The following is a 23,102-nucleotide window of genomic DNA, read 5'->3' as shown; positions in this document are numbered from 1 at the left end:
GAGCAACAAGGACGCCCCGATGAGTACTGCTGTGGATGCTGTCGAACGCACTGAAATCCTGATCATCGGCGCGGGCCCGGCCGGCTCGGTCGCCGCGGCGATGCTGCGCCAGCAGGGCCGCCAGGTGCTGATGCTGGAGCGCCAGCAGTTCCCGCGCTTCTCCATCGGCGAAAGCCTGCTGCCGCAGAGCATGGAGTACATCGAAGCGGCCGGGCTGCTGCAGGACGTGGTCGAGGCCGGTTTCCAGTACAAGAATGGCGCGGCCTTCGTGCACGGTGAAGCACGTACCGCCTTCGACTTCCGGAAGAAGTTCTCGCCGGGCTGGGGCACCACCTACCAGGTGCAGCGCGCCGACTTCGACAACGTGCTGGCACGCGGCGCCGAGCGCATGGGAACCACGCTGCGTTTCGGTGATGAAGTGCTGTCGGTCGAACCCGGTGAACAGCCGGCGGTGAACGTGCGCCGCCCGGATGGCAGCGAATACCGCATCGAAGCCGACTTCATCCTCGATGCCTCCGGCTTCGCGCGCCTGCTGCCGCGCCTGCTGCAGCTGGAGTCGCCGTCCAACTTCCCGGTGCGCGGCGCGATCTTCTGCCACGTCCGCGACAACATCCCGGCCGAGGCGGACTTCGACCGCAACAAGATCCTGATCACCACCCACCCCGAGCACATCGACGTCTGGTACTGGACGATTCCGTTCTCCAACGGCTGCTGCTCGCTGGGCGTGGTCGCCGAGCCGTCGTTCTTCGAGCGCTACGGAGGCGACGACCTGCAGAAGCTGCAGGCCATCGTCGGCGAGGACCCCAACCTGACCGGGCTGCTGGCCAATGCCGAATGGGCGGTGCTGCCGGTGCGCCGCATCACCGGCTACTCGGCCAATGTCAGCTCGCTGTGGGGCCCGGGCTATGCGCTGCTGGGCAACGCCGGCGAGTTCCTCGACCCGGTGTTCTCCTCCGGCGTGACCATTGCCTTCAAGTCCGCGCAGCTGGCCAGCGAGTGCCTGGCGCGCCGCTATGCCGGCGAAACCGTGGACTGGGAGGCGGAGTTCTCCAGGCCGCTGCGTGCAGGCGTGAAGACCTTCCGCCGCTTCGTGGAAAGCTGGTACCAGGGCGGCTTCCAGAAGATCATCTACCACCCGCAGCAGCAGCCGGAAGTACGCAACATGATCAGTTCCATCCTGGCCGGATACGCCTGGGACACCAACAACCCGTATGTGGCCGACGAAAGCGGCCGCCGCATGCGCGTGCTGGAGGAACTGTGCAGCGCCTGATCTTCCGTACTGCGGCCCTGCTGCTGTGCCTGCTGCTGGCCGCCTGTGCCGGCCGCATGCCCAAGCCACAGGTGGAACTGCCGCCGCTGCGCCTGTCGCCGGCCAGCCTGCCGGCGCCGCTGGCACTGCAGCAGCAGCTGCATTTCCGGTTCGGCACGCATGAGCGCGACCTGGATGCTCTGCTGGAAGCCGATGCGCAGCAGGTGCAGCTGGCGGTGCAGGCGATGGGCCAGACCGGCGTGCGCCTGCAGTGGGACGGCCAGCAGCTGACCCAGCAGCGCGCGCCGTGGCTGCCGCCGCAGGTGCGTGCCGAGCGCGTGCTGGATGACCTGCAGTTCGCGCTGTGGCCGACCGCGGCCATTGCCGCCGCGTTGCCGGCCGGTTGGCAGGTCAGCGATGACGGCCAGCAGCGCAGCCTGTCGCGCGACGGCACGGTGTGGTTGCAGCTGCAGCGCCTGGACGATGGCAGCGTGCAGCTGGACAATCGCGCCGAAGGCTACGCCCTGCGCATTGAATCGATCGACATGGCCGGGCAGGACCGATGAGTGCACCGATCTACCTGAACGACCTGGGCATGGTCTGCGCGCTTGGCGAGGGCCGCGCCTCGGTCGCGTCGGCGATGTTCGCCGATGTGCCGGGCGGGCTCAGCGACAACGACCGCCTGCTGCCGGGGCGCACCCTGGCGCTGGGCGAAGTGCGCACGCCGCTGCCGGCGCTGGAGGACCTGCCGGTCGCCCTGCGCGGGCGCAACAACGCACTGCTGGAGGTGGCACTGGCACAGATCGCACCGGCGGTCAGTGCTGCCATCGCCCGCCACGGTGCCGAGCGCGTGGCGGTGGTGCTGGGCACCAGCACCTCGGGCATCGGTGAATCCGAGCAGGCCCTGCGCACCTACGCCGAACAGGGCCAGTGGCCGCAGGGCTTCGATTACGCCCAGCAGGAAATGGGGACTGCTGCGCAGTTCGTGCGCCAGCGCAGCGGCGCCCAGGGTCCGGCGTGGACCCTGTCCACCGCCTGCTCCTCCAGTGCCAAGGCACTGATGTCGGCCGCGCGCATGCTGCGCGCCGGTATCGTCGACGCCGTGATCGCCGGCGGCGCCGATTCGCTGTGCCGCTTCACCGTGGCCGGCTTCAGTGCGCTGGAATCGGTGTCGGCCCTGCGCTGCAACCCGTTCTCGCAGCACCGCGCCGGCATCAACATCGGTGAAGGCGCCGCGTTGTTCCTGCTCACCCGCGAGCCGGGCCCGGTGTGCCTGGCCGGGTGGGGCGAATCGGCCGACGCCCACCACATGTCCGCGCCCGACCCGCAGGGCCTGGGCGCCATTGATGCTCTGCAGCAGGCGCTGCAGCGTGCCGGTTGGGCCGCCGATGAAGTGGACTACGTGAACCTGCATGGCACCGCCACCGGGCACAACGATGCAATGGAGAGCCTGGCGGTTTCCCAGGTGCTGGGCAATGACGTTCCGGCCAGTTCGACCAAGCCGCTGACCGGCCATACGCTGGGTGCATCGGGCGCGATCGAAGCCGCATTGTGCTGGATCCTGCTGGCCGAGAACCCGCAGCAGCAGCTGCCACCGCACTGGTGGGATGGCGTGGCGGATCCCGCGCTGCCGACGCTGCCGCTGGTCGCGCCCGCTACCCGCCTGGCACAGCCGCCGCGGCGGGTGCTGAGCAACTCGTTCGCCTTCGGCGGCAGCAATGCCGTGCTGGCGCTGGAACGCCGATGAACATGCTGTATGCGATTGAAGAGGTGGTGCCGCACCGCCAGGACATGTGCCTGCTGGAGCGCATCACGCACTGGGACCAGGACGCCATCGAGGCCGAACTGGTGGTGCCCGAGGCCGGCCTGTTCGTGGAGAACCACGAAGTGCCGGCCTGGGTGGGCATCGAATACATGGCACAGGCCATCGCCGCCTGGGCCGGCTGCCGCGCGCGCGCGGCCGGCAAGCCGCCGCAGCTCGGTTTCCTGCTCGGCAGCCGCCGCTACAACAGCGCGCGCAGCAGCTTCCCCACCGGCTCGCGACTGCGTGTACAGGCGCGCTGCGAGCTGTTGGGTGACAATGGATTGGGGATGTTCGCCTGCCGCATCCTGGCGGGCGAGGACGAATGGGCGACAGCCAACGTGTCGGTGTTCGAACCGGCCGATGCGATGGCCTATCTGGAGAGTGGACAGGCATGACAGGGAATCGAAGCGTGCTGGTGACCGGCGCCAGCCGCGGCATCGGCCGGGCCATTGCGCTGCGCATCGCGCGCGATGGCTTCGACGTGGTGGTGCATTGCCGCAGCCGCCTGGATGAGGCACAGGCCGTGATGGCCGAGATCCACGCATTGGGCCAGCAGGCCCGCGTGCTGATGTTCGACGTGGCCGATCGAGAGGATGCACGCGCCGTGCTGGAGGCCGATGTCGAAGCGCACGGCGCGTATTACGGCGTGGTCTGCAATGCCGGCATCGCCCGCGACGGCGCCTTCCCGGCACTGTCGGCCGATGATTGGGACCAGGTCATCCACACCAACCTGGATGGCTTCTACAACGTACTGCATCCGCTGATCATGCCGATGGTGCGGCGGCGCAAACCCGGCCGCATCGTCACCCTGTCGTCGGTATCCGGCCTGGCCGGCAACCGCGGGCAGGTCAACTACAGTGCCGCCAAGGCCGGCATCATCGGCGCCACCAAGGCCTTGGCGCTGGAACTGGCCAGCCGCCAGATCACCGTCAACTGCGTGGCCCCGGGCCTGATCGAGACCGAAATGCTCAACGACGAAGTGGTTGAACACGCGCTCAAGCTGATTCCCGCCGGCCGTGTCGGCCGTCCCGACGAAGTGGCCGCCACGGTGGCGTTCCTGCTGTCCGAGCCGGCCGGCTACATCACCCGCCAGGTGATCTCGGTGAACGGAGGCATGCTCTGATGGCCGCCGATCGTCGCGTAGTGGTGACCGGCGCGTCCGCGATCAGTCCGCTCGGCCATGACTGGCCGACCATCGAAGCGCACCTGCGCAGCTGCCGCAACGCGGTGCGCACGATGCCCGAATGGGATGTCTACGCCGGCCTGAACACCAAGCTGGCCGCGCCGGCGCAGGACTTCGAGCTGCCGCCGAACTACAACCGCAAGACCACCCGCTCGATGGGCAAGGTCGCGATCATGTCGGTGCGCGCCACCGAAGTGGCGCTGCGCGAGGCCGGCCTGCACGAGCACCCGGTGCTGCGCAGCGGCCGCACCGGCGTGGCCTACGGTTCCTCGTCGGGCAGTCACGAAGCCACCGGCGAGTTCGGGCGCATGCTCAACGAGTTCACCACCGATGGCATCAGCGCCACCACCTACCTGAAGATGATGAGCCACACCGCGCCGGTCAACATCGGCGTGTTCTTCGGCCTGTCCGGGCGCGTCTACACCACGTCCAGTGCCTGCACCTCGGGCAGCCAGGGCGTGGGCGCGGCCTATGAAGCGATCCGCAGCGGCAAGCAGACGGTGATGGTCGCCGGTGGTGCCGAGCAGCTCGATGCCACCGCTGCGGCGGTGTTCGACACCCTGTTCGCCACCAGCGTGCGCAACGACGCGCCGCAGACCACGCCGCGCCCGTTCGATGCCGGCCGCGATGGCCTGGTGCTGGGCGAGGGTGCCTGCACGCTGATCCTGGAAGACCTGGAGCACGCGCAGGCACGCGGCGCCACCATCCTGGCCGAGGTGGTCGGGTATGGCACCAACAGCGATGGCCAGCACGTCACCCAGCCCAGCGCCGACACCATGGCCACCGCCATGCGCCTGGCGCTGGAAGATGCAGGCCTGGAGCCGGCGCAGATCGACTACGTCAATGCCCACGGCACCGCCACCGATCACGGCGACATCGCCGAGACCCAGGCGACCGCGCAGGTGTTCGGCAGCCGCGTGCCGATCAGCTCGCTGAAGAGCTACGTCGGCCACATGCTCGGTGCCTGTGGTGCGTTCGAGGCCTGGCTGAGCATCGAAATGATGCGCGCCGGCTGGTTCGCGCCGACCCTGAACCTGGCCGAGGTCGATCCGCGCTGCGGCCAGCTCGACTTCATCACCGGGCAGGGCCGCGAACTGCAGGCCGAGTACGTGATGAGCAACAACTTCGCCTTCGGCGGCATCAACACCTCGCTGGTGTTCCGCCGCTGGAGCGAATGATCCGCCGTCCCATCCCGCCTTTTTCCGCAACCCACCCGCACCCTCGACAAGGAGATGTTCCGATGCGCCGCACCCTGATGATCGCCACGGCCACCGCACTGCTGGCCCTGACCTCCACCGCTTCCGCCCGCGATACCCGCGTCGAGCAGTCCCTGCAGGAGCTGGTCAGCTCGCAGGCCGCCAGGGACGCCGGCATTGACGGCAGCGTGCGCTTCTACCTGGCCGGCCAGCCGGTCGGTGTGCAGCAGCGCCTGGGCGAAGACGTGACCAACAAGAAGACCAACGCCGCCAACAAGAGCGACGCCGAAGCCTGCCGCTGGGTCGCGCTGTCGGCGCTGCGCGCGCTGCAGGATGGCGCCAAGTCGCGCGGTGCCAACGCGGTGGTCGACATCGTCAGCTACTACAAGAAGAACGAGTTCAAGAGCAGCACCAACTACGAGTGCTGGGCCGGCACCTTCGTCGCCGGCGTGGCGCTGAAGGGCACCTACGCCAAGGTAAAGTAAGCGACCGCAGGGCGGTGGCGTTGCCTGAACGCCGCCGCCACATTGCTGAACCCCGTCGGGGAAACGCCGTTGATCCCGCCGCCATCGTCGGCTGACGGCTTTCCCCGGTGTCGGCTTTCCGACACAATCATGGCTCTTCCCGGGTTATCGTCCCGCGGACATGCACGCCTACGTCTATAAAAGCCAACTCAAGCCTGATACCTACGTCTACGTTCCCCGACGCGATGATTTCAGCGCGCTGCCTGCGCCGCTGCTCACCTCGCTGGGTGCGCTCACTTTCGTCCTGGACGTGGCTCTGGATGCCCAGCGCCGCCTGGCCCAGGCCGACCCGGACAAGGTTCGCAGCGAAATGAGCGAGCGCGGGTTCTACCTGCAGGTGCCGCCGTCGGTGGCCAGCCTGATGCCGCGCCACTATGACTGACGCCTCCCGTCCGCGCGCCCTGTCGATCGCCTTCGCTGTCGGCGCCCTGCTGGCGCTGGGCGCTGCCGTGGGCGGCGTTGCCGGTGCCGTCCTTGGCGCACTGGCACAACCGGCGTTCGCGCTGGGTGTGTCGTGGTGGCGGCGCAGCCGCGCGCTGCTGCCGCTGAAGGTGGTTGCGCGCCAGGACCTGCCGGCCTTGCTGGCATTGTGGTCGGCGGCACCGGTGTTGCTGGCGCTGCTGCTGGCCTGGCCGCTGGCCGCACTGCGTGACAGCGGCAGCCTTGCGGCGGTGCTGGGCCTGAGCGTGCTGGTCAGTGCCGGCCTGCTCGCGGCCTGGCGCACCTGGCCGTTGTGGAACGATGTTGAACGGCTTGATGGCAGCCTGGCCCACCATTGGCAGGCGCTGGCCGGTCGCGACCTGACCGCCTGGCGCGGTCTCGGCGTGGCCGCACTGGTGATCGCGCTGGCCGCGCTGGTGGTGCTGCCCGCCTGGCCGGACCTGCTGCCGGAAAGCGCACGCTGGCCCGCCACGCTGGCGGTGGTGCTGCTGTCACCGCTGCTGCATCTGCTGCTGCAGCGGGTCAAGCCGGCACCGCTGGTGGCGTTGCGTTCCAGCCCATTGGCGACGTCCAGCCACGAACACGAACCGATGTTCGCCGTCGCGGCCGAGACCGCGCCGCTGGAGGCGATGGCACCGCAGGAACTGACCCCGGCACTGTATGAAGCCGCCCGTCATGGCCGCATCGACCGCGGCCTGCAGCTGCTGCAGGCCGGTGCCGATCCGTATGCGCTGCCCGACCCGAACTGGCGCGACCAGCGCAGCCTGGCAGTGCTGGCCGCCGTGCTGCCGGACCTGCGCCTGCTGCGCGAACTGATCGCCCGCGGCGTTGATGTGAACGCGCCGCACCGCGGCATGACGCCGTTGCTGGCCGCCACCCGTGACAGCTGGCATGGCCGCCCGGAAGCGGTGATGACCCTGCTCGCCAACGGTGCCGACTCCCGTGCTACCGACAGCGATGGCAATACGCCGCTGCACCATGCCGCGCGCAGTTCCGACCCGGGTGTGGCCGCGCTGCTGCGCGATGCCGCCGCCGAAGTCGACGCGCTGAACCGCGATGGCTGGTCGCCGCTGGCGGTGGCCTGCCAGGTCGGCAACTGGCGCCTGGCCCGCTTCCTGCTCGAACGCGGTGCACGCAGCGAACCGGCAGAGGGCACCCCGGTGCTGCTGGCCGCCGCTGCCACCGAAGACGACGATCCGGCTGGCGTGCAGCTGCTGCTCAAGCACAAGGCACGTGCCGACGCGCGTGATCGCCAGCGCCGCAGCGCGCTGCACGAGGCGGCGCTGGCCGGCCACGTTGAAATCATCGGCGTGCTGCTGGCCGCCGGTGCCAACCTGGAAGCGCGCGATGCACTGGGGCGCACGCCCTGGCTGGAAGCCGCCCGTGCCGGGCGCGCCGCGGTGGTCGAACACCTGCTGCCGCACAAGCCGGACCTGGTTGCCGTGGACGGCGAAGGCCGCAACGCGGTGCAGCTGGCGGTGATGGCGGAGGATGTCTCGCCGTTGCTGGTCAAGCGCCTGGTGGAGCTGGGCATCGCCGCCGACGCGACCGATCCGGTCGGTCGCCGCGCGGTGGACTACGCTGCCGAAGCCGGCCGCTGGGCGATCGTCGCGCTGCTGGATCCCTCCTATCCGTTGCCGGCCGCGGTCAGTGACGGCCTGGCCGAGCGTGGCGAAGCCGCCAGTGCCAGTGGCCTGCTGCCGGACCGGCCGCCGCTGACCCTGCTGCGCGAAGCGCTGGGCTTCGGCAACACCGAAGGCATGGCCGCGCTGGCCAAGCTGTGCCAGCCGGAAGAACTGGGTGGCCTGCTGCTCGATCCGGAACTGGCGCTGGAGCCGCGCGCGGTCGATTGGCTGCTGGCCCACGGCGCCGATCCCTACGTGCGAGACGCCTGTTCCGATACGCCGATGTTCGCCCTGCTGTCGCGCGGCATCGACGCGGTGCCGGCGCTGCAGGTGATGTTGCAGCGTGGCCTGTCGCCGGCCGGCCGTGGCGGCCTGGCGCGCTTCCTGGCCGCCTGCGCCCAGCACGACCAGGCGGCGCGCGGCCTGGAACAGCTGGCGCTGGAACTGCTGGAGCGTGGCGCCGATCCGTTCGCAGCTTCGCCGGCGGGTGATCCGCCGCTTTCGCTGGCGGTGCGCCTGGGCTGGCTGCGCCTGCAGCAGGCCCTGCTGAAGGCGGGCGTCGATCGCGAAGCCCGCGACAGCCACGGCATGACCGCATTGCATCTGGCCACCGCGCTGGCCCGCGAAGGTGCGCTGAAGCTGCTGGTGCAGCACGGTGCCTCGCCGGAAGCCCGCGCCGCCGATGGCCAGACGCCGCTGGGCGTGGCGCTGTCGATCGGCCGCCGCGATCTGGCCGACTGGTTGGACTGGCGGGTGTGGCCGTTGCCGCGCCGCACCCTGCGCGAGGCCGATCTGCCGGCCGCCGCGATGGCTGGTGACGTGGATGCAGTGCGCCGCCTGATCGATCTGGGCTTCGCCGTTGATGCGGTCGATGCGCAGGGCTGCACCGCGCTGCTGCGCGCCGCCGGTGGTGGCCATCTGGCGGTGACCGACCTGCTGCTGGCGCGTGGCGCTGATCCGCAGCACGCGGCGGCCAGTGGTGCCACGCCGCTGTCGGCGGCGGTCAGCATGCGCCAGGTGGATATCGTCTCGGCCCTGCTCGACGCCGGCGCGAAGCTGGAACACCGCCTGCCGGGTGGGGTGACCGTGCTGATGCTGGCCTCGGCGCTGGGCCTGCCGGACATCGTTGCGCGCCTGCTCACCGCCGGTGCCGACGTGCACGCCGGTGACGCGCAGCAGCTGGGCCCGCTGCACTGTGCCGCGCTGTACGGCTTCAGTGCCCGCGACCGTTCGCGCCTGCTCGCCCTGCTCGACACCCTGCTGCTGGCCGGTGCCGAACCGGACCAGGCCGCGGCCGGTTCGGTCACGCCGCTGCTGCTGCTGCTGGGCGCCCGCGCCGAGCCCGGCACCGCCTGCGACGAACAGGTGGTGATGGCCGCGGTGGAACGCCTGCTGGACGAAGACGTGAGCCTTGAGGTGCGCGATCCGCGCGGCTTCGGACCGCTGCACCTTGCGGCCCTGCACGGCCTGCCACTGCTGGTGCAGCGCCTGCTGCGTGCCGGTGCCGATCCGGAGGCGCGGGACAGCCTCAACCGCAGCCCGCGCGAGATTGCGGTGATGCGCGGCTTCATCGACGTGGCCGGCGAGTTCGAACCGCGCGTGCCGGGTGTTTCGTCGATGGCGCGGTTCCTGCGCGACAACGGCTGAGGGTCGGGGTCGGAATCCGCAGTGGGTAGTGCCGGCCCGCTGGCCGGCAACCTGATGAAACCACCGGGATCCCGAAATTGCCGGCCAGCGGCCGGCACTACCGGGTCCACCCTCGATCGGCTGGGTGCCGACCGTTGGTCGGCACGCCTACTTGTCGTCGCTTTCCGCGTCGGCCTCGAACAGGTGCATCAGGTCGTTACGTGCATCGCGCGAAGTCTGGATCACGGCGGCCTCGTCGTCATAGACCAGGTACTGGTCGCGCAGCAGCTGTTCGTCGTGCTCGCGGAAACGCTGCACGTGGCGCTCGGCCACGTCCGGTGCAATGCCGAGCGCGGTCAGCACGCGGCCGCTCATCTCCAGGCTGGTGCCAAACACCTCGCGGAACGGTTCGGCCGACATGTCCATCAACCGCCACGCATGCTGGCGGTTGCGCGCACGCGCCAGCACCGTCGCGTCCGGATACAGCCGTCGCACCATGCGCACCGCGCGCAGATTGGTTTCCGGGTCATCCACGGTGATCACGAACACATCGATGTGTTCGCCGCCGGCCGCGCGCAGCATCTCCGGCCGGGTCGGGTCGCCGTAATACAGCTGGTTGCCGAATCGGCGCAGGTCGGCCACGGTGTCCGGGTTCGCCTCCAGCGCCACGAACGGTACCTTCTGCGCGGTCAGCAGGCGCGCGATCACCTGGCCGAAACGGCCCATGCCGGCGATCAGTACCTTCGGCCGGTTGTCCGGCGCCACCTTGTCGGCGTCAGCCGGGTCTCGCGGCGCGGCTTTCTCCTGGCCGAGCAGTTTCAGCAGCGCGATCATCAACAGCGGCGTGATCGCCATTGACAGGCCGACGATCGCCACCAGCCGGTCGTGGTTGGCATTGCCCAGCAGATGCGCGCGCTGGGCTTCGTTGAACACCACGAACGCGAACTCGCCGCCCAGCCACAGCACGCTGCCCAGCAGCAGCGACTGCCGCGAACTGAGCCGGGCGACACGGCCAACCGCGTACAGCAGGCTGAACTTGACCACCAGCAGGATGCCGACACCCGCGGCGATCAGCCACGGCTCGGCGGCGATGCGGTCCAGGTCGATGCCCATGCCCACCGCGATGAAGAACAGGCCGAGCAGCAGGCCCTTGAATGGTTCGATCTGCGATTCCAGTTCGTGCCGGAACTCCGAGTCGGACAGCAGCACGCCGGCCAGGAAGGCGCCGAGGCTGGGGCTGAGGCCGGCTTCCTGCATGAACCAAGCGGTGCCCAGCACCACCAGCAACGCGGTGGCGGTGAACACTTCCGGGCTGCGGGTCCGGGCTATGGTGCTGAACACCCGGCGCAGCACCGGCCGCCCGCACAGGATCACCACCGCGAGCGCACCCAGCGCCACGGCCGCATCTTCCCAGCGCAGGGTTTCATTCTTGACCCCGCCCAGCAGCGGAATGGCCGCCAGCAGCGGGATCGCGATCAGGTCCTGGAACAGCAGGATGGCAAAGCCCAACCGGCCGTGGTCACTGTTGATCGCCTTGTGCTCGGACAGCAGCTGCAGGCCCACCGCCGTGGATGACAGCGCCAGCGCCACGCCCACCACCAGCGCGCTCTTCCACTGGAAGTGGTCGAGCAGCAGCAGGCCGCCCAGCACCAGCCCGGACAGCGCCACCTGCGCCGCACCGGCACCGAACACCGAGCGCCGCATTACCTTCAGGCGCGCCGGCGACAGCTCCAGTCCGATCACGAACAGCAGCATCACCACGCCGATCTCGGCGGCGCCGAGGATGCGGTCGGCGTCCTGCACGAAGCCCAGCCCGTCCGGGCCGAGCACCACGCCCGCCGCCAGATAGCCCAGTACGGCGCCGAAACCGAACTTCTTGAACACCGGCACGGCGATGACCGCCGCCAGCAGCAGCACCAGGGCCAGTTCCAGACCACCGCTATGCATGGGAATACCTGGTCATCGGGGGAGCCCGCTGTGCGTCCGTTCGGGTGGAGAAAGCGTGGCGAACGCCACCGCGCCATTATGCGCGCCGGTCTGTGTACGCACGAGAACAACCTGCGGGGCAGGGTGCTGCCGCGGCGGGGCCAGGTTGACCTGCATGGCCCACGGGTCCAGACTGCCCGCCGCTGGCGGCGCGTCCGCCAGCACACGCATCCCGGAGTCCCCAACCCATGTCCAGCGACAGTAGAAGTCGACCTCGTTCGACGCCAGCGATGGCCACCGCCTGACATCGGGACGGTTTGCCTGCGTTGGCGTTGCGCGAGGTCGCACCCCCACAAGGCAAACCCGATGAACCAGAAGCAATTGCTGCGCCCGGTGGCCGATGCCGCCGCCCTGGCCGCACCGCTGGCGAACTACAACACCGCCGATGCGGTGGAATTCCTCAACACGCTGGAACTCGTGCGCGCTGCGGAAACGCTGGCCGCGCTGCCGTTGCCGCGTGCGGTGAAGATGCTGGAGGCACCGGAACTGCACCGCAGCGGCGAACTGGTAGCCGCGCTGCCGCCGGCCCGCGCCGCCGCCCTGCTTGGGCTGATGGCCGATGACCGGGCCACCGACATCGTCCACGAGCTGGACGAAGAAGAACGCGCACGGCTGATCCCGCTGCTCGGTACCGATGCCCGCCAGGCCATCCAGAAGCTGCTCAGTTACCCGCCGAACACCGCCGGTGCGCTGATGACCACCGAGTACGTGGCGGTGCCGGCCAGCTGGACCGTGGCGCAGACCCTGCAGCACATCCGCCAGGTCGAGCGCACCCGCGAGACGGTGTACGCGATCTACGTGCTGGACCCGGCCAGCCAGCAGCTGCAGCAGGTGGTGACCATGCGCCGGTTGATCACCGGCCTGCCCGAGGAATCGATCCTGGACGTGGCCCAGGTCAATCCGCCGGTGACGGTGGACGCGCTGATGGACCAGGAAGAAGTGGCGCGGCTGATCCGCCGCCACGACCTGCTGGCGATCCCGGTGGTCGATGCGCAGCAGCAGATGCTCGGCATCGTCACCGTCGATGACGTGCTCGATGCGCTGATCGAGGAATCCACCGAGGACGCGCACAAGTTCGGCGGCATGGAAGCGCTGGACAAGCCGTACATGCAGATCGGTTTCTTCGAGATGCTGCGCAAGCGCGCCGGCTGGCTGAGCGTGCTGTTCCTGGGTGAGATGCTGACCGCCAGCGCGATGCAGCACTACGAGGACGAACTGGCACGCGCGGTGGTGCTGACTCTGTTCATTCCGCTGATCATGAGTTCCGGCGGCAACTCCGGTTCACAGGCCACCTCGCTGCTGATCCGCAGCCTGGCGCTGCGCGAACTGCGCCTGCGCGACTGGTGGAAGGTGGCCATCCGCGAGATTCCGACCGGCATGGTGCTGGGTGCCATCCTCGGCTGCCTGGCGATCGTGCGCATCGTGATCTGGCAGCTGGGCGGCCTGCATGACTACGGCGAGCACTGGATCCTGCTGGCGATCACCATTGGCGCGGCACTGGTCGGCATCGTCACCTTCGGCTCGCTGTCCGGCTCGATGCTGCCGTTCATCCTCAAGCGCCTCGGCTTCGACCCGGCCAGTGCCTCGGCCCCCTTCGTCGCCACCCTGGTGGACGTGACCGGCCTGGTGATCTATTTCAGCATCGCCGCGATGATCCTGCACGGCACGTTGTTGTAAACCGAAGCCCCCGTGCCCTGGTGGGTGCCGACCTTGGTCGGCACGCAAGCAATAAAAGGGGACGGAGGGGATTAAGTCGTTTGTGCCACGAACGACTTAATCCCCTCCGTCCCCTTTTTGGTTACCGTACGCATATGAGTACCTACCACCTGCAGTCCGTGTTCCGTCCGCAGTCGGTCGCGGTGATCGGCGGCAGCCCGCGTGAGCGTTCGGCTGGCCGCGCAGTGATGCGCAACCTGCGTGGCACGGGTTTCCCCGGCAAGGTGGCGTGGATCAACCCTCGGCATGCCGAGATCGATGGCATCCGCACGGTGAAGCGGCTGAAGGACCTGGACTGGGTACCGGACCTGGTGGTGATCACCGCCCCCGCGGCAATCGTGCCGCAGGTGGTGCGTACCGCCGCCGAACGCGGCGTGCAGGCCGCGATCATCCTTACCGCGCACCTGGGTGAAGGCCCGGGCTCGCTGTCGGCACAGGTGGAGGCGGTGGCACGCAAGCATGGCCTGCGCATCCTAGGCCCGCATTGCCTGGGCGTGATCGCGCCGCACGCGCGGCTCAATGCCAGCATCGCCGCGCATTTCCCCCAGGCCGGCGACCTTGCGTTGATTTCCGAATCCTCCGCCATTGCCGCGGCGCTGGTGGAGTGGGGCGTGGCGCGTTCGGTCGGCTTCTCCGCCGTGGTCTCGCTGGGTGACACCCTGGACGTCGACTTCGGCGACCTGCTCGACTACTTCGCCACCGACTACCGCACCCGGGCCATCCTGCTGTATGTCGAGCAGATCAAGGACGCGCGCAAGTTCATGTCGGCCGCGCGTGCCGCCGCGCGCGCCAAGCCGGTGGTGGTGGTGAAGTCCGGCCGCGCCGAGCGCGTGCAGCCGGGCAGCCGTGATACCCACGTGCAGGCACTGGCGCGCGCCGACGATGTGTATGGCGCCGCATTCAACCGCGCCGGCCTGCTGCGCGTGGGCGCGCTGGATGAACTGTTCACCGCTGCCGAATCGCTGGGGCGGTTGGGCACCTTCCCGGGCCGTCGCCTGGCGATTCTCAGCAACGGCGGCGGCGTCGGTCGCCTCGCCGTGGACCAGCTGATCGCATTGCGTGGCACGCTGGCCAACCTGTCCGACAGCACGGTCGAGAAGCTCGATGCGGTGCTGCCGCAGGGCTGGTCGCGCAGCAACCCGGTCGACATCGTGGTCGACGCCGATGGTGACCGCTATGCCGCCGCCATCGAAGCGCTGCTGGCCGACAACGAAAACGACGCGGTGATGGTCGTCAACGTGCCGACCGCATTCACCTCATCCGCAGACGCCGCGCAGGCGTTGACCCGCACGCTCGGCCTGCGTCCGCGCCATCATCGCGACAAGCCGGTGTTCGCGGTGTGGCTGGGCAACGATGATCAGGCCACCGCCACGCTCAACGCGGCACGGGTGCCGACCTATCCGACCGAGGCCGAAGCGGTGCGCGGCTTCCAGCATCTGGTGCGCTACCGCGAGGCGCAGAACGCGCTGATGGAAACGCCACCCAGCCTGCCGCAGGACTTCAGTGTCGACGCGGCGGCCGCACGCGCACTGGTCGATGCGGCGCTGGCCAACGGCCAGCAATGGCTGGACCCGCTGGCCACCCACGAACTGCTCAAGGCCTACGGCATTCCGTCGGCGCCGGTGATGCACGCGCGCGACGCGCACGAGGCGATGGACCTGGCACAGCCGCTGCTGGAGCGTGGTGCCAGCGTGGCGCTGAAGATCCTGTCACCGGACATTCCGCACAAGTCGGAAGTCGATGGCGTGCGCCTGAACCTTGCGACGCTGCCGGCAGTGCAGAGCGCAGCCAACGCGATCCTCTCGCGTGCGCGACAGCTGCGACCGGACGCGCGCATCGACGGCCTGCTGGTGCAGCCGACCATCGTCCGCCCGAAGGCGCGCGAACTGATCGTCGGCATTGCCGATGACGCGACCTTCGGTCCGGTGATCGTGGTCGGTCGCGGCGGAACTGCAGTAGAAGTAATCAACGACAAGGCGCTGGCGTTGCCGCCGCTGGACCTGCGCCTGGCCCATGAGCTGATCGGCCAGACCCGCGCCTCGCGCATCCTCAAGGCGTATGGCGATGTACCGGCTGCCGATGAGCGCGCGCTGGCCCTGGCACTGGTGAAGCTGGCACAGCTGGCCGCCGATATTCCCGAAGTGCGCACGCTGGACATCAACCCGCTGCTGGTCGACAGCAAGGGCATACTTGCCCTCGACGCACGCGTGGCGGTGGCGCCGTCGCGCATCCTGCACAAGGGGCGTGGCCATCCTCGCTTCTCGGTGTTCCCATATCCGAAGGAGTGGGAGCGCACCATTGAACTGTCCGATGGCGGTCGCGCCTTCGTGCGGCCGGTGCGGCCGGAAGACGATGCACTGTTCCGTGCGTTCTTCGCCCGGGTCAGTGACGAGGACCTGCGCCTGCGCTTCTTCCAGTCGGTAAAGCACTTCAGCCACGAATTCATCGCGCGCCTGACCCAGCTCGATTACGCACGCTCGATCGCACTGGTGGCGATCGAGCCGCGCAGTGGTGAAATGCTCGGCGCGGTACGCCTGCACGCCGATGCCGATTACCACCGCGGCGAGTACGGCATCCTGATCCGCTCGGACCTGAAGGGCCACGGCATCGGCTGGCGGCTGATGGCGATCATGATCGAGTACGCCAAGTGGCTGGGCCTGGATGTGGTCGAGGGCCAGGTGCTGCGCGAGAACAGCACCATGCTGGCGATGTGCCAGAGCCTGGGCTTCAAGACCAGGCTGGACCCGGACGACCCGACGGTGATGATGGTGACCCTGCCAGTGCAGCAGGTCGAAGTGCCTGAGACCCCTCTGTAGAGCCAGCCCACGCTCGGCTGCCTTGCATCGCACGGGCGCGCCTGAGCCGGGCATGGGCTCGGCTCTACAACGTCAGCGCACCGGCTCCACCACCACTGCCGTGCCGTAGCACAGCACCTCGGTCAGCCCGGTCATCACATCGGTAGCGTCATAGCGCATGCCGATGATCGCGTTGGCGCCCAGCTGCCGCGCGTGCTTGACCATGTCGCGGTAGGTTTCCTCGCGGGCCTGTTCGCACAGCTCGGTGTAGATGGTGATGTTGCCACCGAACAGGGTCTGGATGCCGCCCAGGAAATTGCCGACGATCGAGCGCGAGCGCACGGTGATGCCGCGCACCACGCCCAGGTTGCGCACGACCCGGTGGCCGGGAAGCTCGAAGGCCGTGGTGACCAGTGAATCGTCGAAGCGTGCCAGCGAGGTCGTCGGGTTGCCGCTGTTGTAGGGGTCTGCCATGGCCGCGTCCGTGTCGTAGGGTCTTCTGTAGAGTCGAGCCATGCTCGACGGGCTGTGGAGCAGTCGAGCATGGCTCGACTCTACAGCGCAATCGCCCGTTGCGGCATGGTTCCGTCACCGCACCAGCGCGACAATACCCGCATGACCGACCGTATTCCCCTGTTGCTGCTGCCCGGCCTGCTCAACGACGCCGAGCTGTGGCGCGCGCAGTTGGCCGATCTGGCCGACATTGCCGATTGCACCGTAGGCGACCAGACCCGTGGCGAGACCCTGCAGGCCGTGGCCGAGGATGTGCTGGCGCAGGCGCCGGAGCGCTTCGCCCTGGCCGGGTTCTCGTTGGGTGGCTTCGTCGCCCAGCAGATCCTGCGCATCGCCCCGGAGCGCGTACTGCAGCTGGCGCTGGTTGACACCTCGATCCACGCCGACTCACCGGAGCGCGCCGAGCAGCGCCGCAGTCAGCGCGCCAGCGTGCGCCTGCCGGGCAGGTTCCACGGGTTCGGCGATACGCTGATGCGCAGCTACATCGATGCCTCGCGGCTGGACGATTACGTGCTGGTGCAGCGCGTGCGCGACATGACCGCTCGCCTGGGCGCGGAAGTGTTCCTGCGCCAGAGCGCGCTGGAACGCCGCGATGGCCGTGATGTGCTGGCCGGTTACCGCGATCCGCTGTTGATCATCTGCGGGGCCAACGATCGCATCACGCCGCTGGCAGTGAGCGAGGAAATGCACGCCCTGGTGGCGCACTCGCAGCTGGTGGTGGTGCCCGATTGCGGGCACCTGGCCCCGATGGAAAAGCCGGACGAGGTCAGTGCGGCGATGCGTGGGTGGTTGTTGCAGAGCAGGGAGTGAACCCCGCTTCTGATAGGTGCCGACCTTGGTCGGCACGGTGTTTCAGCGATCGATCAGAGATCAGTGCCGACCAAGGTCGGCACCCACCGATTCGGTTCCGTAACCGCGGTCGGGATCAATCCCAGGCCGGCGCAATGCCTTCCGGATTGGCCAGGCGGTGCCCACGATCCAGCTTGGCGATCTGTGCCATGTCTTCGTCGGTCAGGCGGATCGCGGCCGCTTCCAGGTTGCTGGCCAGGTTCTCGCGCTTGGTCGAGGACGGAATGACCGAGAAGCCCTGCTGCAGTGCCCAGGCCAGCGCGATCTGCGCGGGTGTGGCCTGGTGGCGGCCGGCAATGGCCTGGATCACCGGGTCCTTGATCACTTCACCATAGGCCAGGCTCATGTAGGCGGTGATGTGGATGCCGTTGTCCTGAAGGAACTTCACCAGCAGGCGGTTCTGCAGGTACGGGTGGATCTCGATCTGGTTGGTGGCGATTGCATCGGCGCCGAGGATCTCGATGGCCTTGCGGGTCTGGGCGATGGTGAAGTTGGAGATGCCGATCGCCTTGGTCAGCCCCTGCGCTTTGGCCTCGGCCAGCGCCGGCAGGTACTCGTCCATCGGCACGTCGACCTTGTCGTTCGGCGACGGCCAGTGGATCAGCGCCAGGTCCACATGATCAGTACGCAGCTTTTCCAGGCTGCCATGCAGGCTGGCCAGCAGCGCATCGCGCTTGAACTCGGTGATCCACACCTTGGTGGTGAGGTACAGATCATCACGCGGCACGCCCGAATCGGCGATCGCCTGGCCGACCTCGGCTTCATTGCCATAGATCTGCGCGGTATCAACGGCACGGTAGCCGACATCCAGCGCGTTGCGCACCGAGTCGACCACGGTCTGGTCTTTCAGGCGGAAGGTGCCGAGACCGAAGGCGGGGACAGTCATGGGGAGCTCCAGCAAAGGGGGAGGGGTGCGGGAATATCCGGCAAAGGGTAGGCCAGTGGCTGCATGCATGCCGGCAACGGTGCATTGCACCACCGTACCGGCAGGGCGCCGGTACGGCATGGACTGTCTCAGTGCGCGGCCACGGCGATGCCGTCGGCACGATCATCGATGCCATCGCGGCGGTCCAGGCGGCCGCTGAGCACGGTCAGCGCATAGGCGCCCAACACCACCAGCGCGCCCAGCCACGGCGTGTGCATCAGGCCGATGTGCTCCACCACCAGGCCACCCAGCGAGGCGCCCAGGGCGATGCCGATGTTGAACGCGGCGATGTTGAGGCCCGAGGCCACGTCGCTGGCCTGCGGTGCGTAGCGCTGCGCCTGCTTCACCACGTAGACCTGCAGGCCCGGCACGTTGCCGAATGCCACCGCGCCCAGCGCCAGCACCGTCAGCAGCATCAGCCAGACGTTGTAGGCGGTGAAGGTGAGCACGAACAGTACGACCGCCAGCAGGGCGAAGATGCGCTTCAGCGCGGACACCGGGCCCATGCGGTCGGCCATGCGGCCGCCCCACAGGTTGCCGATGGCCACCGACACGCCGTACACCAGCAGCACCAGGCTGACCGCGTTGGCCGAGAAACCGGTGACGTCCTGCAGGATCGGCGCCAGATAGGTGAACGCCAGGAAGGTGCCGCCATACCCCAGCGTGGTCATCGCATAGACCAGCAGCAGGCGCGGCTGGGCCAGCACGGCCATCTGCTGGCGGAAGCTGGACGGCGCGCTCTGCGGCACGCTGCGCGGCACGAACAGCAGCGCGCCCAGCAGTGCGATCACGCCGAGCCCGGCCACGGCCAGGAAGGTCGCGCGCCAGCCCAGGTGCTGGCCGATGAAGGTTCCCAGCGGCACGCCGGTCACCAGCGCCACGGTCAGGCCGGTGAACATGATGGCGATGGCACTGGCCGCCTTCTCCTTCGGTACCACCGCGGTGGCGATGATTGAACCGATCGAGAAGAACACGCCATGGGCGAGGCCGGTAAGGATGCGTGCAGCGATCAGCGAGGTGTAGCCCGGTGCCATGAACGCGATGATGTTGCCGAGGGTGAACAGCACCATCAGCGCCACCAGCAGGGTCTTGCGCGGCACGCGGCCGGTCAGCGCGGTCAGCACCGGCGCCCCGATGGCCACGCCCAGCGCGTACAGCGACACCAGCAGGCCGGCCGAGGGCAGGCTGACCTGCAGGTCGGCGGCGATGGTTGGAATCAGGCCGACAATGACGAACTCGGTGGTGCCGATGGCGAAGGAACCGAGGGTCAGGGCCAGCAGGGCGAGGGGAATGCCACGGATCATGGCAGGCTCCAGAGGGAAGGAAGGCGCGCAGTGTGCGCGGCGAACCTTTGCCTAAAAACCCGTCTTCACGCCAATCACTCTTGCCGCTTGGTCAATAATGGCGCCATGAAAACGACCCTCGATGAAATGCAGGCGTTCCTGGCGGTGATCGACAGCGGTTCGATCAGCGCCGCAGCCGAGCAGCTGGGGCAGACGCCCTCCGGCGTCAGCCGTGCGCTGGGGCGGCTGGAGGACAAGCTGGGCACCACTCTGCTGACCCGCACCACGCGCCGCCTGCACCTGACCGCCGAGGGTGAGGCTTACCTGCGCCATGCCCGGGCGATCATCGACGCAGTGGAATCAGCCGAGGAGCAGATGGCGGCGCGCCGCGAACGCCCGGCTGGACGCCTGCGCGTGGATGCGGCGATGCCGTTCGTGCTGCATGTGATCGCGCCGCTGGTCGCCGGCTATCGTGCGCGCTATCCGGAAGTACAGCTGGAGCTGAACAGCTCCGAGCGCTACATCGACCTGCTGGAACGGCGCACCGACCTGGCGATCCGGATTGGTCCACTGGCCGATTCCACCCTGCATGCACGACCACTGGGCCGCTGCCAGCTGCGTCTGGTGGCCAGCCCGGCCTACCTGGCCGCACATGGCGAACCGGCCAGCGTGGCGGCGCTGGGCCAGCACACCCTGCTCAGTTTCAACGAGCCGGAATCGCTGAATCACTGGCCGCTGCCGGGCGATGCCGATGGCCTGCTGCGGGTGCGCCCGGACATCGCGGTGTCCAGCGGGGAAACGTTGCGCCGGCTGGCGGTGGAAGGGGTGGGCCTCACCTGCCTGTCCGACTTCGTGACCGATCGCGACCGCGCCGCCGGCACCCTGGTTCCGGTGCTGGCGGCACAGACGCTGGACGTGTACCAGCCGATCCATGCGGTGTATTACCGCAACACCGCAGTATCGGCGCGGATCAGCTCGTTCCTGGATTACCTGGGTGAAGCGATGGCGCGGAGCGATTACCTGCGCTGATCGGATTCGGGTGGGTGCGGACCGTTGGTCCGCACTGAGCCGGCCAGCGGCCGGCACTACCCGTGACCGCGTTCCACGGTAGTGCCGGCCGCTGGCCGGCAACCGGATCAATCAGGCCGCGCGCGCCAGCGCGTCCTTCGCTGCGGCGGTGGTCGACAGGTCGAACACATCCACTGCATCGATCAATCGGTTCGCCTGCTGTTCCAGGCTGCGTGCGGCGGCACTGGCTTCTTCCACCAGCGCCGCATTCTGCTGGGTGGTGCCATCCATCTGGATCACCGTCTGGCTGACCTGTTCGATGCCCGCGCTCTGCTCCTGCGAGGCCGCGGAGATCTCGGCCATGATGTCGGTCACGCGCTGCACCGACGCCACGATCTCGGCCATGGTGTCGCCGGCCTCGCGCACGCGCTGCGCGCCGTGGCCGACCTGTTCCACCGAGGCTTCGATCAGTGCCTTGATCTCCTTGGCGGCAGCGGCCGAGCGTTGTGCCAGCGTGCGCACTTCGCTGGCCACCACGGCGAAGCCGCGACCCTGCTCACCGGCGCGTGCCGCTTCAACCGCCGCGTTCAGCGCCAGGATGTTGGTCTGGAACGCGATGCCATCGATCACGCTGATGATCTCGGCGATCTGCCGCGACGAGGTCTCGATCGCGCCCATTGTTGCCACCACCTGGCCGACCACGCTGCCACCCTGCGAGGCGACCGTGTGCGCGCCGATAGCCAGCTGGTTGGCCTGGCGCGCGTGCTCGGCGTTCTGGCGCACGGTGGAGGTCAGTTCCTCCATCGAGGCAGCGGTCTCTTCCAGATTGGCCGCCTGCTGCTCGGTACGGCGCGACAGATCGTTGTTGCCGGCGGCGATCTCTGCGGCAGCGGTATGGATGTTGCCGGAGGCGTGCTTGATGTCGGTGACGATGGTCGCCAGCTGTGCAGCCGTGGTGTTGGCGTCGCCTGCAATGCGTGCGAACACGCCCTGGAAATCACCGTGCATGCGCGCGCCGAGGCGGCCGTCGGCAATCGCGCGCAGCATGCTGGAAACCTCGCCCAGGTTCAGCTCGGTGGTCTGCATCAGGCGGTTCAGACCGTCGACCATCGCGCGGAAATCATGCTCGAAGCGTGCGCTGTCGCCGCGTTGGCTGAAGTCACCGGCGGCAGCGGCTTCGGCCAGGCGGCGGATCTCGCCGTTGATCACACCGAGATTGGCCTTGGCCGTATCCAATGCGTTGGTGATCACGGCCTTCTCGCCGGGCAGGCGCTCCATGTCCTGGCTGAGGTCGCCGACGGCATAGCGGCCCATGATCGAGATCGCGCGCATCTTCACCTGGATATGTGCGTCGACCAGCGTGTTGCAGTCGGCCACCATGGTGCCGAAGGCGCCGGGGAACGCGCTGGCGTCCATGCGGTGGCTGATGGTGCCGGCCTCGTGTGCCTGTGCCATCGCAGTCTGCGCATCCAGCACGCCGCGCAGCGTGGACTGCACCGCCTGCATGGCTTGCGCGAGGCGTCCAATCTCGTCGCGGCTGCGCACCTGCACCACGTGCTGCAGGTCGCCGGCGGCCACCGCGCGGGCGGCGGCTTCCACCGCCAGCACCGGCTGCACCACCGCGCGTCGCAGCCACCAGGCCAGTCCCATCAACAGCAGCACCGCGGCCAGCACGGTCAGCGCCGCGCACAGCAGCAGGGTCTGCCGCGCCTGCTGCGAGCGCGCCGCCACTGCGGCTTCGGCCACCTGCGTGGCGTGCGTGCTCAGCGCGTCCAGCGCATTCGCCACCGGGCGATCCTTGCCGCGCACGAGGTTGTCGCCGGCAGCGGGATCGTAGCCGGCCTCCGCAAATGCCTGCAGGGCGGCGTGATAGTCCTTCTGCAGCTGCGTGTGCAGGCCGATGAAGGCCTGTGCCAGTTCACGCGTGCGCGCGTCCGGGCTGGCTGTGAGGCCCTTGGCCAGCTGCTCGACCAGGCGACCCTCGCTGTCGAAGGCGTCCAGATGGCGCTGGCGCAGTGCGTCGTCATGGCCGCGCAGCAGCACGTTCTTCCATTCCTGCACCTGGCCGCGGAACTCGCGCTGCAGGCGTTCGGCGTCGCGGCTGTGCGCGACTTCGGGCGGAACCTCGGTGGACAACTTCAACCAAGCGGAGGCCAGGCCCGCCAGAGCGCACAGCAGGACCACAGCAAGACCAACGGAAACCGCGCCGAGCAGCTTGGACTGCAGGCGCGGAGCACGGACAGACGCATTCATGGGGAGGGACTCTCGGGAAGGGGCGATTCGGTATCGACCGGCGCCACTTCTCTCTGAAGTGCGACTTGGATCACATTACCGTTTCGTTTAGTGATGTGAAGGAGATATTTCATAGGACAAATGTGT

At 68.4% G+C, this 23,102-nt stretch carries 18 protein-coding genes; 13 read left to right on the top strand and 5 right to left on the bottom strand.

Annotated features, from left to right (window positions below; all coding sequences use genetic code 11):
- Window positions 1-19 precede the first annotated feature (19 nt).
- The 9 genes from ACZK29_RS21205 to ACZK29_RS21165 all read left to right on the top strand — a co-directional run bounded on the left by ACZK29_RS21205 (window position 20) and on the right by ACZK29_RS21165 (window position 9,669).
- Window positions 20-1,270, top strand: coding sequence for an NAD(P)/FAD-dependent oxidoreductase (locus ACZK29_RS21205; RefSeq protein WP_111204282.1), 1,251 nt, complete (start codon window positions 20-22; stop codon window positions 1,268-1,270).
- Window positions 1,258-1,815 carry a DUF3261 domain-containing protein gene (locus tag ACZK29_RS21200; protein ID WP_478417501.1) on the top strand — a complete coding sequence of 186 codons (558 nt, stop codon included), beginning with the start codon at window positions 1,258-1,260 and terminating at the stop codon, window positions 1,813-1,815. Before ACZK29_RS21205 ends, ACZK29_RS21200 begins: the two co-directional genes overlap by 13 nt.
- Window positions 1,812-2,996 (top strand): beta-ketoacyl-[acyl-carrier-protein] synthase family protein, encoded by a 1,185-nt coding sequence (locus tag ACZK29_RS21195; RefSeq protein WP_111204280.1) that lies wholly within the window; start codon window positions 1,812-1,814, stop codon window positions 2,994-2,996. The genes ACZK29_RS21200 and ACZK29_RS21195 overlap by 4 nt, the downstream gene beginning before the upstream one ends.
- Window positions 2,993-3,448: a hotdog family protein gene (locus ACZK29_RS21190; protein ID WP_111204279.1), complete on the top strand. Its 456-nt coding sequence runs from the start codon at window positions 2,993-2,995 to the stop codon at window positions 3,446-3,448. Before ACZK29_RS21195 ends, ACZK29_RS21190 begins: the two co-directional genes overlap by 4 nt.
- Window positions 3,445-4,176: a 3-ketoacyl-ACP reductase FabG2 gene (locus ACZK29_RS21185; RefSeq protein ID WP_111113152.1), complete on the top strand. Its 732-nt coding sequence runs from the start codon at window positions 3,445-3,447 to the stop codon at window positions 4,174-4,176. Before ACZK29_RS21190 ends, ACZK29_RS21185 begins: the two co-directional genes overlap by 4 nt.
- Window positions 4,176-5,414 (top strand): beta-ketoacyl-ACP synthase, encoded by a 1,239-nt coding sequence (locus tag ACZK29_RS21180; protein WP_100443721.1) that lies wholly within the window; start codon window positions 4,176-4,178, stop codon window positions 5,412-5,414. Before ACZK29_RS21185 ends, ACZK29_RS21180 begins: the two co-directional genes overlap by 1 nt.
- A gap of 62 nt (window positions 5,415-5,476) precedes the next feature.
- Window positions 5,477-5,917, top strand: a complete 441-nt coding sequence (locus ACZK29_RS21175; protein ID WP_106549966.1) for an excinuclease ATPase subunit — start codon at window positions 5,477-5,479, stop codon at window positions 5,915-5,917.
- A gap of 160 nt (window positions 5,918-6,077) precedes the next feature.
- Entirely contained in the window at window positions 6,078-6,338 is a 261-nt protein-coding gene (locus ACZK29_RS21170) for a YcgL domain-containing protein (protein WP_049431711.1), read from the top strand.
- Window positions 6,331-9,669: an ankyrin repeat domain-containing protein gene (locus ACZK29_RS21165; protein WP_111204277.1), complete on the top strand. Its 3,339-nt coding sequence runs from the start codon at window positions 6,331-6,333 to the stop codon at window positions 9,667-9,669. Before ACZK29_RS21170 ends, ACZK29_RS21165 begins: the two co-directional genes overlap by 8 nt.
- 147 nt (window positions 9,670-9,816) lie before the next feature.
- On the opposite strand, the gene ACZK29_RS21160 is transcribed toward ACZK29_RS21165, so the two are convergent.
- Window positions 9,817-11,595 (bottom strand): monovalent cation:proton antiporter-2 (CPA2) family protein, encoded by a 1,779-nt coding sequence (locus ACZK29_RS21160; protein WP_111204276.1) that lies wholly within the window; start codon window positions 11,593-11,595, stop codon window positions 9,817-9,819.
- Window positions 11,596-11,940: 345 nt separating this feature from the next.
- Here ACZK29_RS21160 and mgtE point away from each other — a divergent pair, with 345 nt between their 5' ends.
- Together mgtE and ACZK29_RS21150 are read left to right on the top strand one after the other, a co-directional pair.
- The gene (gene mgtE / locus ACZK29_RS21155) at window positions 11,941-13,311 is read left to right on the top strand and encodes a magnesium transporter (RefSeq protein ID WP_099551749.1); all 1,371 of its coding nucleotides are present in this window, start codon (window positions 11,941-11,943) and stop codon (window positions 13,309-13,311) included.
- Window positions 13,312-13,445: 134 nt separating this feature from the next.
- Window positions 13,446-16,166, top strand: coding sequence for a bifunctional acetate--CoA ligase family protein/GNAT family N-acetyltransferase (locus ACZK29_RS21150; RefSeq protein ID WP_164146484.1), 2,721 nt, complete (start codon window positions 13,446-13,448; stop codon window positions 16,164-16,166).
- Window positions 16,167-16,238: 72 nt separating this feature from the next.
- Here ACZK29_RS21150 and ACZK29_RS21145 read toward each other — a convergent pair whose 3' ends face one another.
- Window positions 16,239-16,619, bottom strand: a complete 381-nt coding sequence (locus ACZK29_RS21145; protein ID WP_049426729.1) for a YbjQ family protein — start codon at window positions 16,617-16,619, stop codon at window positions 16,239-16,241.
- A 141-nt stretch (window positions 16,620-16,760) separates the two neighbouring features.
- Here ACZK29_RS21145 and ACZK29_RS21140 point away from each other — a divergent pair, with 141 nt between their 5' ends.
- Entirely contained in the window at window positions 16,761-17,468 is a 708-nt protein-coding gene (locus ACZK29_RS21140; RefSeq protein WP_164146509.1) for an alpha/beta fold hydrolase, read from the top strand.
- A 115-nt stretch (window positions 17,469-17,583) separates the two neighbouring features.
- On the opposite strand, the gene dkgB is transcribed toward ACZK29_RS21140, so the two are convergent.
- Window positions 17,584-18,393 carry a 2,5-didehydrogluconate reductase DkgB gene (gene dkgB / locus ACZK29_RS21135; RefSeq protein WP_111202329.1) on the bottom strand — a complete coding sequence of 270 codons (810 nt, stop codon included), beginning with the start codon at window positions 18,391-18,393 and terminating at the stop codon, window positions 17,584-17,586.
- A gap of 128 nt (window positions 18,394-18,521) precedes the next feature.
- Complete coding sequence (locus ACZK29_RS21130; RefSeq protein ID WP_478446472.1) at window positions 18,522-19,736, bottom strand: MFS transporter; 1,215 nt, start codon at window positions 19,734-19,736, stop codon at window positions 18,522-18,524.
- A 105-nt stretch (window positions 19,737-19,841) separates the two neighbouring features.
- Here ACZK29_RS21130 and ACZK29_RS21125 point away from each other — a divergent pair, with 105 nt between their 5' ends.
- Window positions 19,842-20,744, top strand: coding sequence for a LysR substrate-binding domain-containing protein (locus tag ACZK29_RS21125; protein ID WP_478446471.1), 903 nt, complete (start codon window positions 19,842-19,844; stop codon window positions 20,742-20,744).
- 111 nt (window positions 20,745-20,855) lie between these two features.
- Here ACZK29_RS21125 and ACZK29_RS21120 read toward each other — a convergent pair whose 3' ends face one another.
- The gene (locus ACZK29_RS21120) at window positions 20,856-22,976 is read right to left on the bottom strand and encodes a methyl-accepting chemotaxis protein (RefSeq protein WP_478446470.1); all 2,121 of its coding nucleotides are present in this window, start codon (window positions 22,974-22,976) and stop codon (window positions 20,856-20,858) included.
- Window positions 22,977-23,102: the final 126 nt, after the last annotated feature.

It is taken from the genome of Stenotrophomonas sp. 89682_Sma, from assembly GCF_056481405.1.
This window is presented reverse-complemented; position numbering and strand designations above follow the sequence as displayed.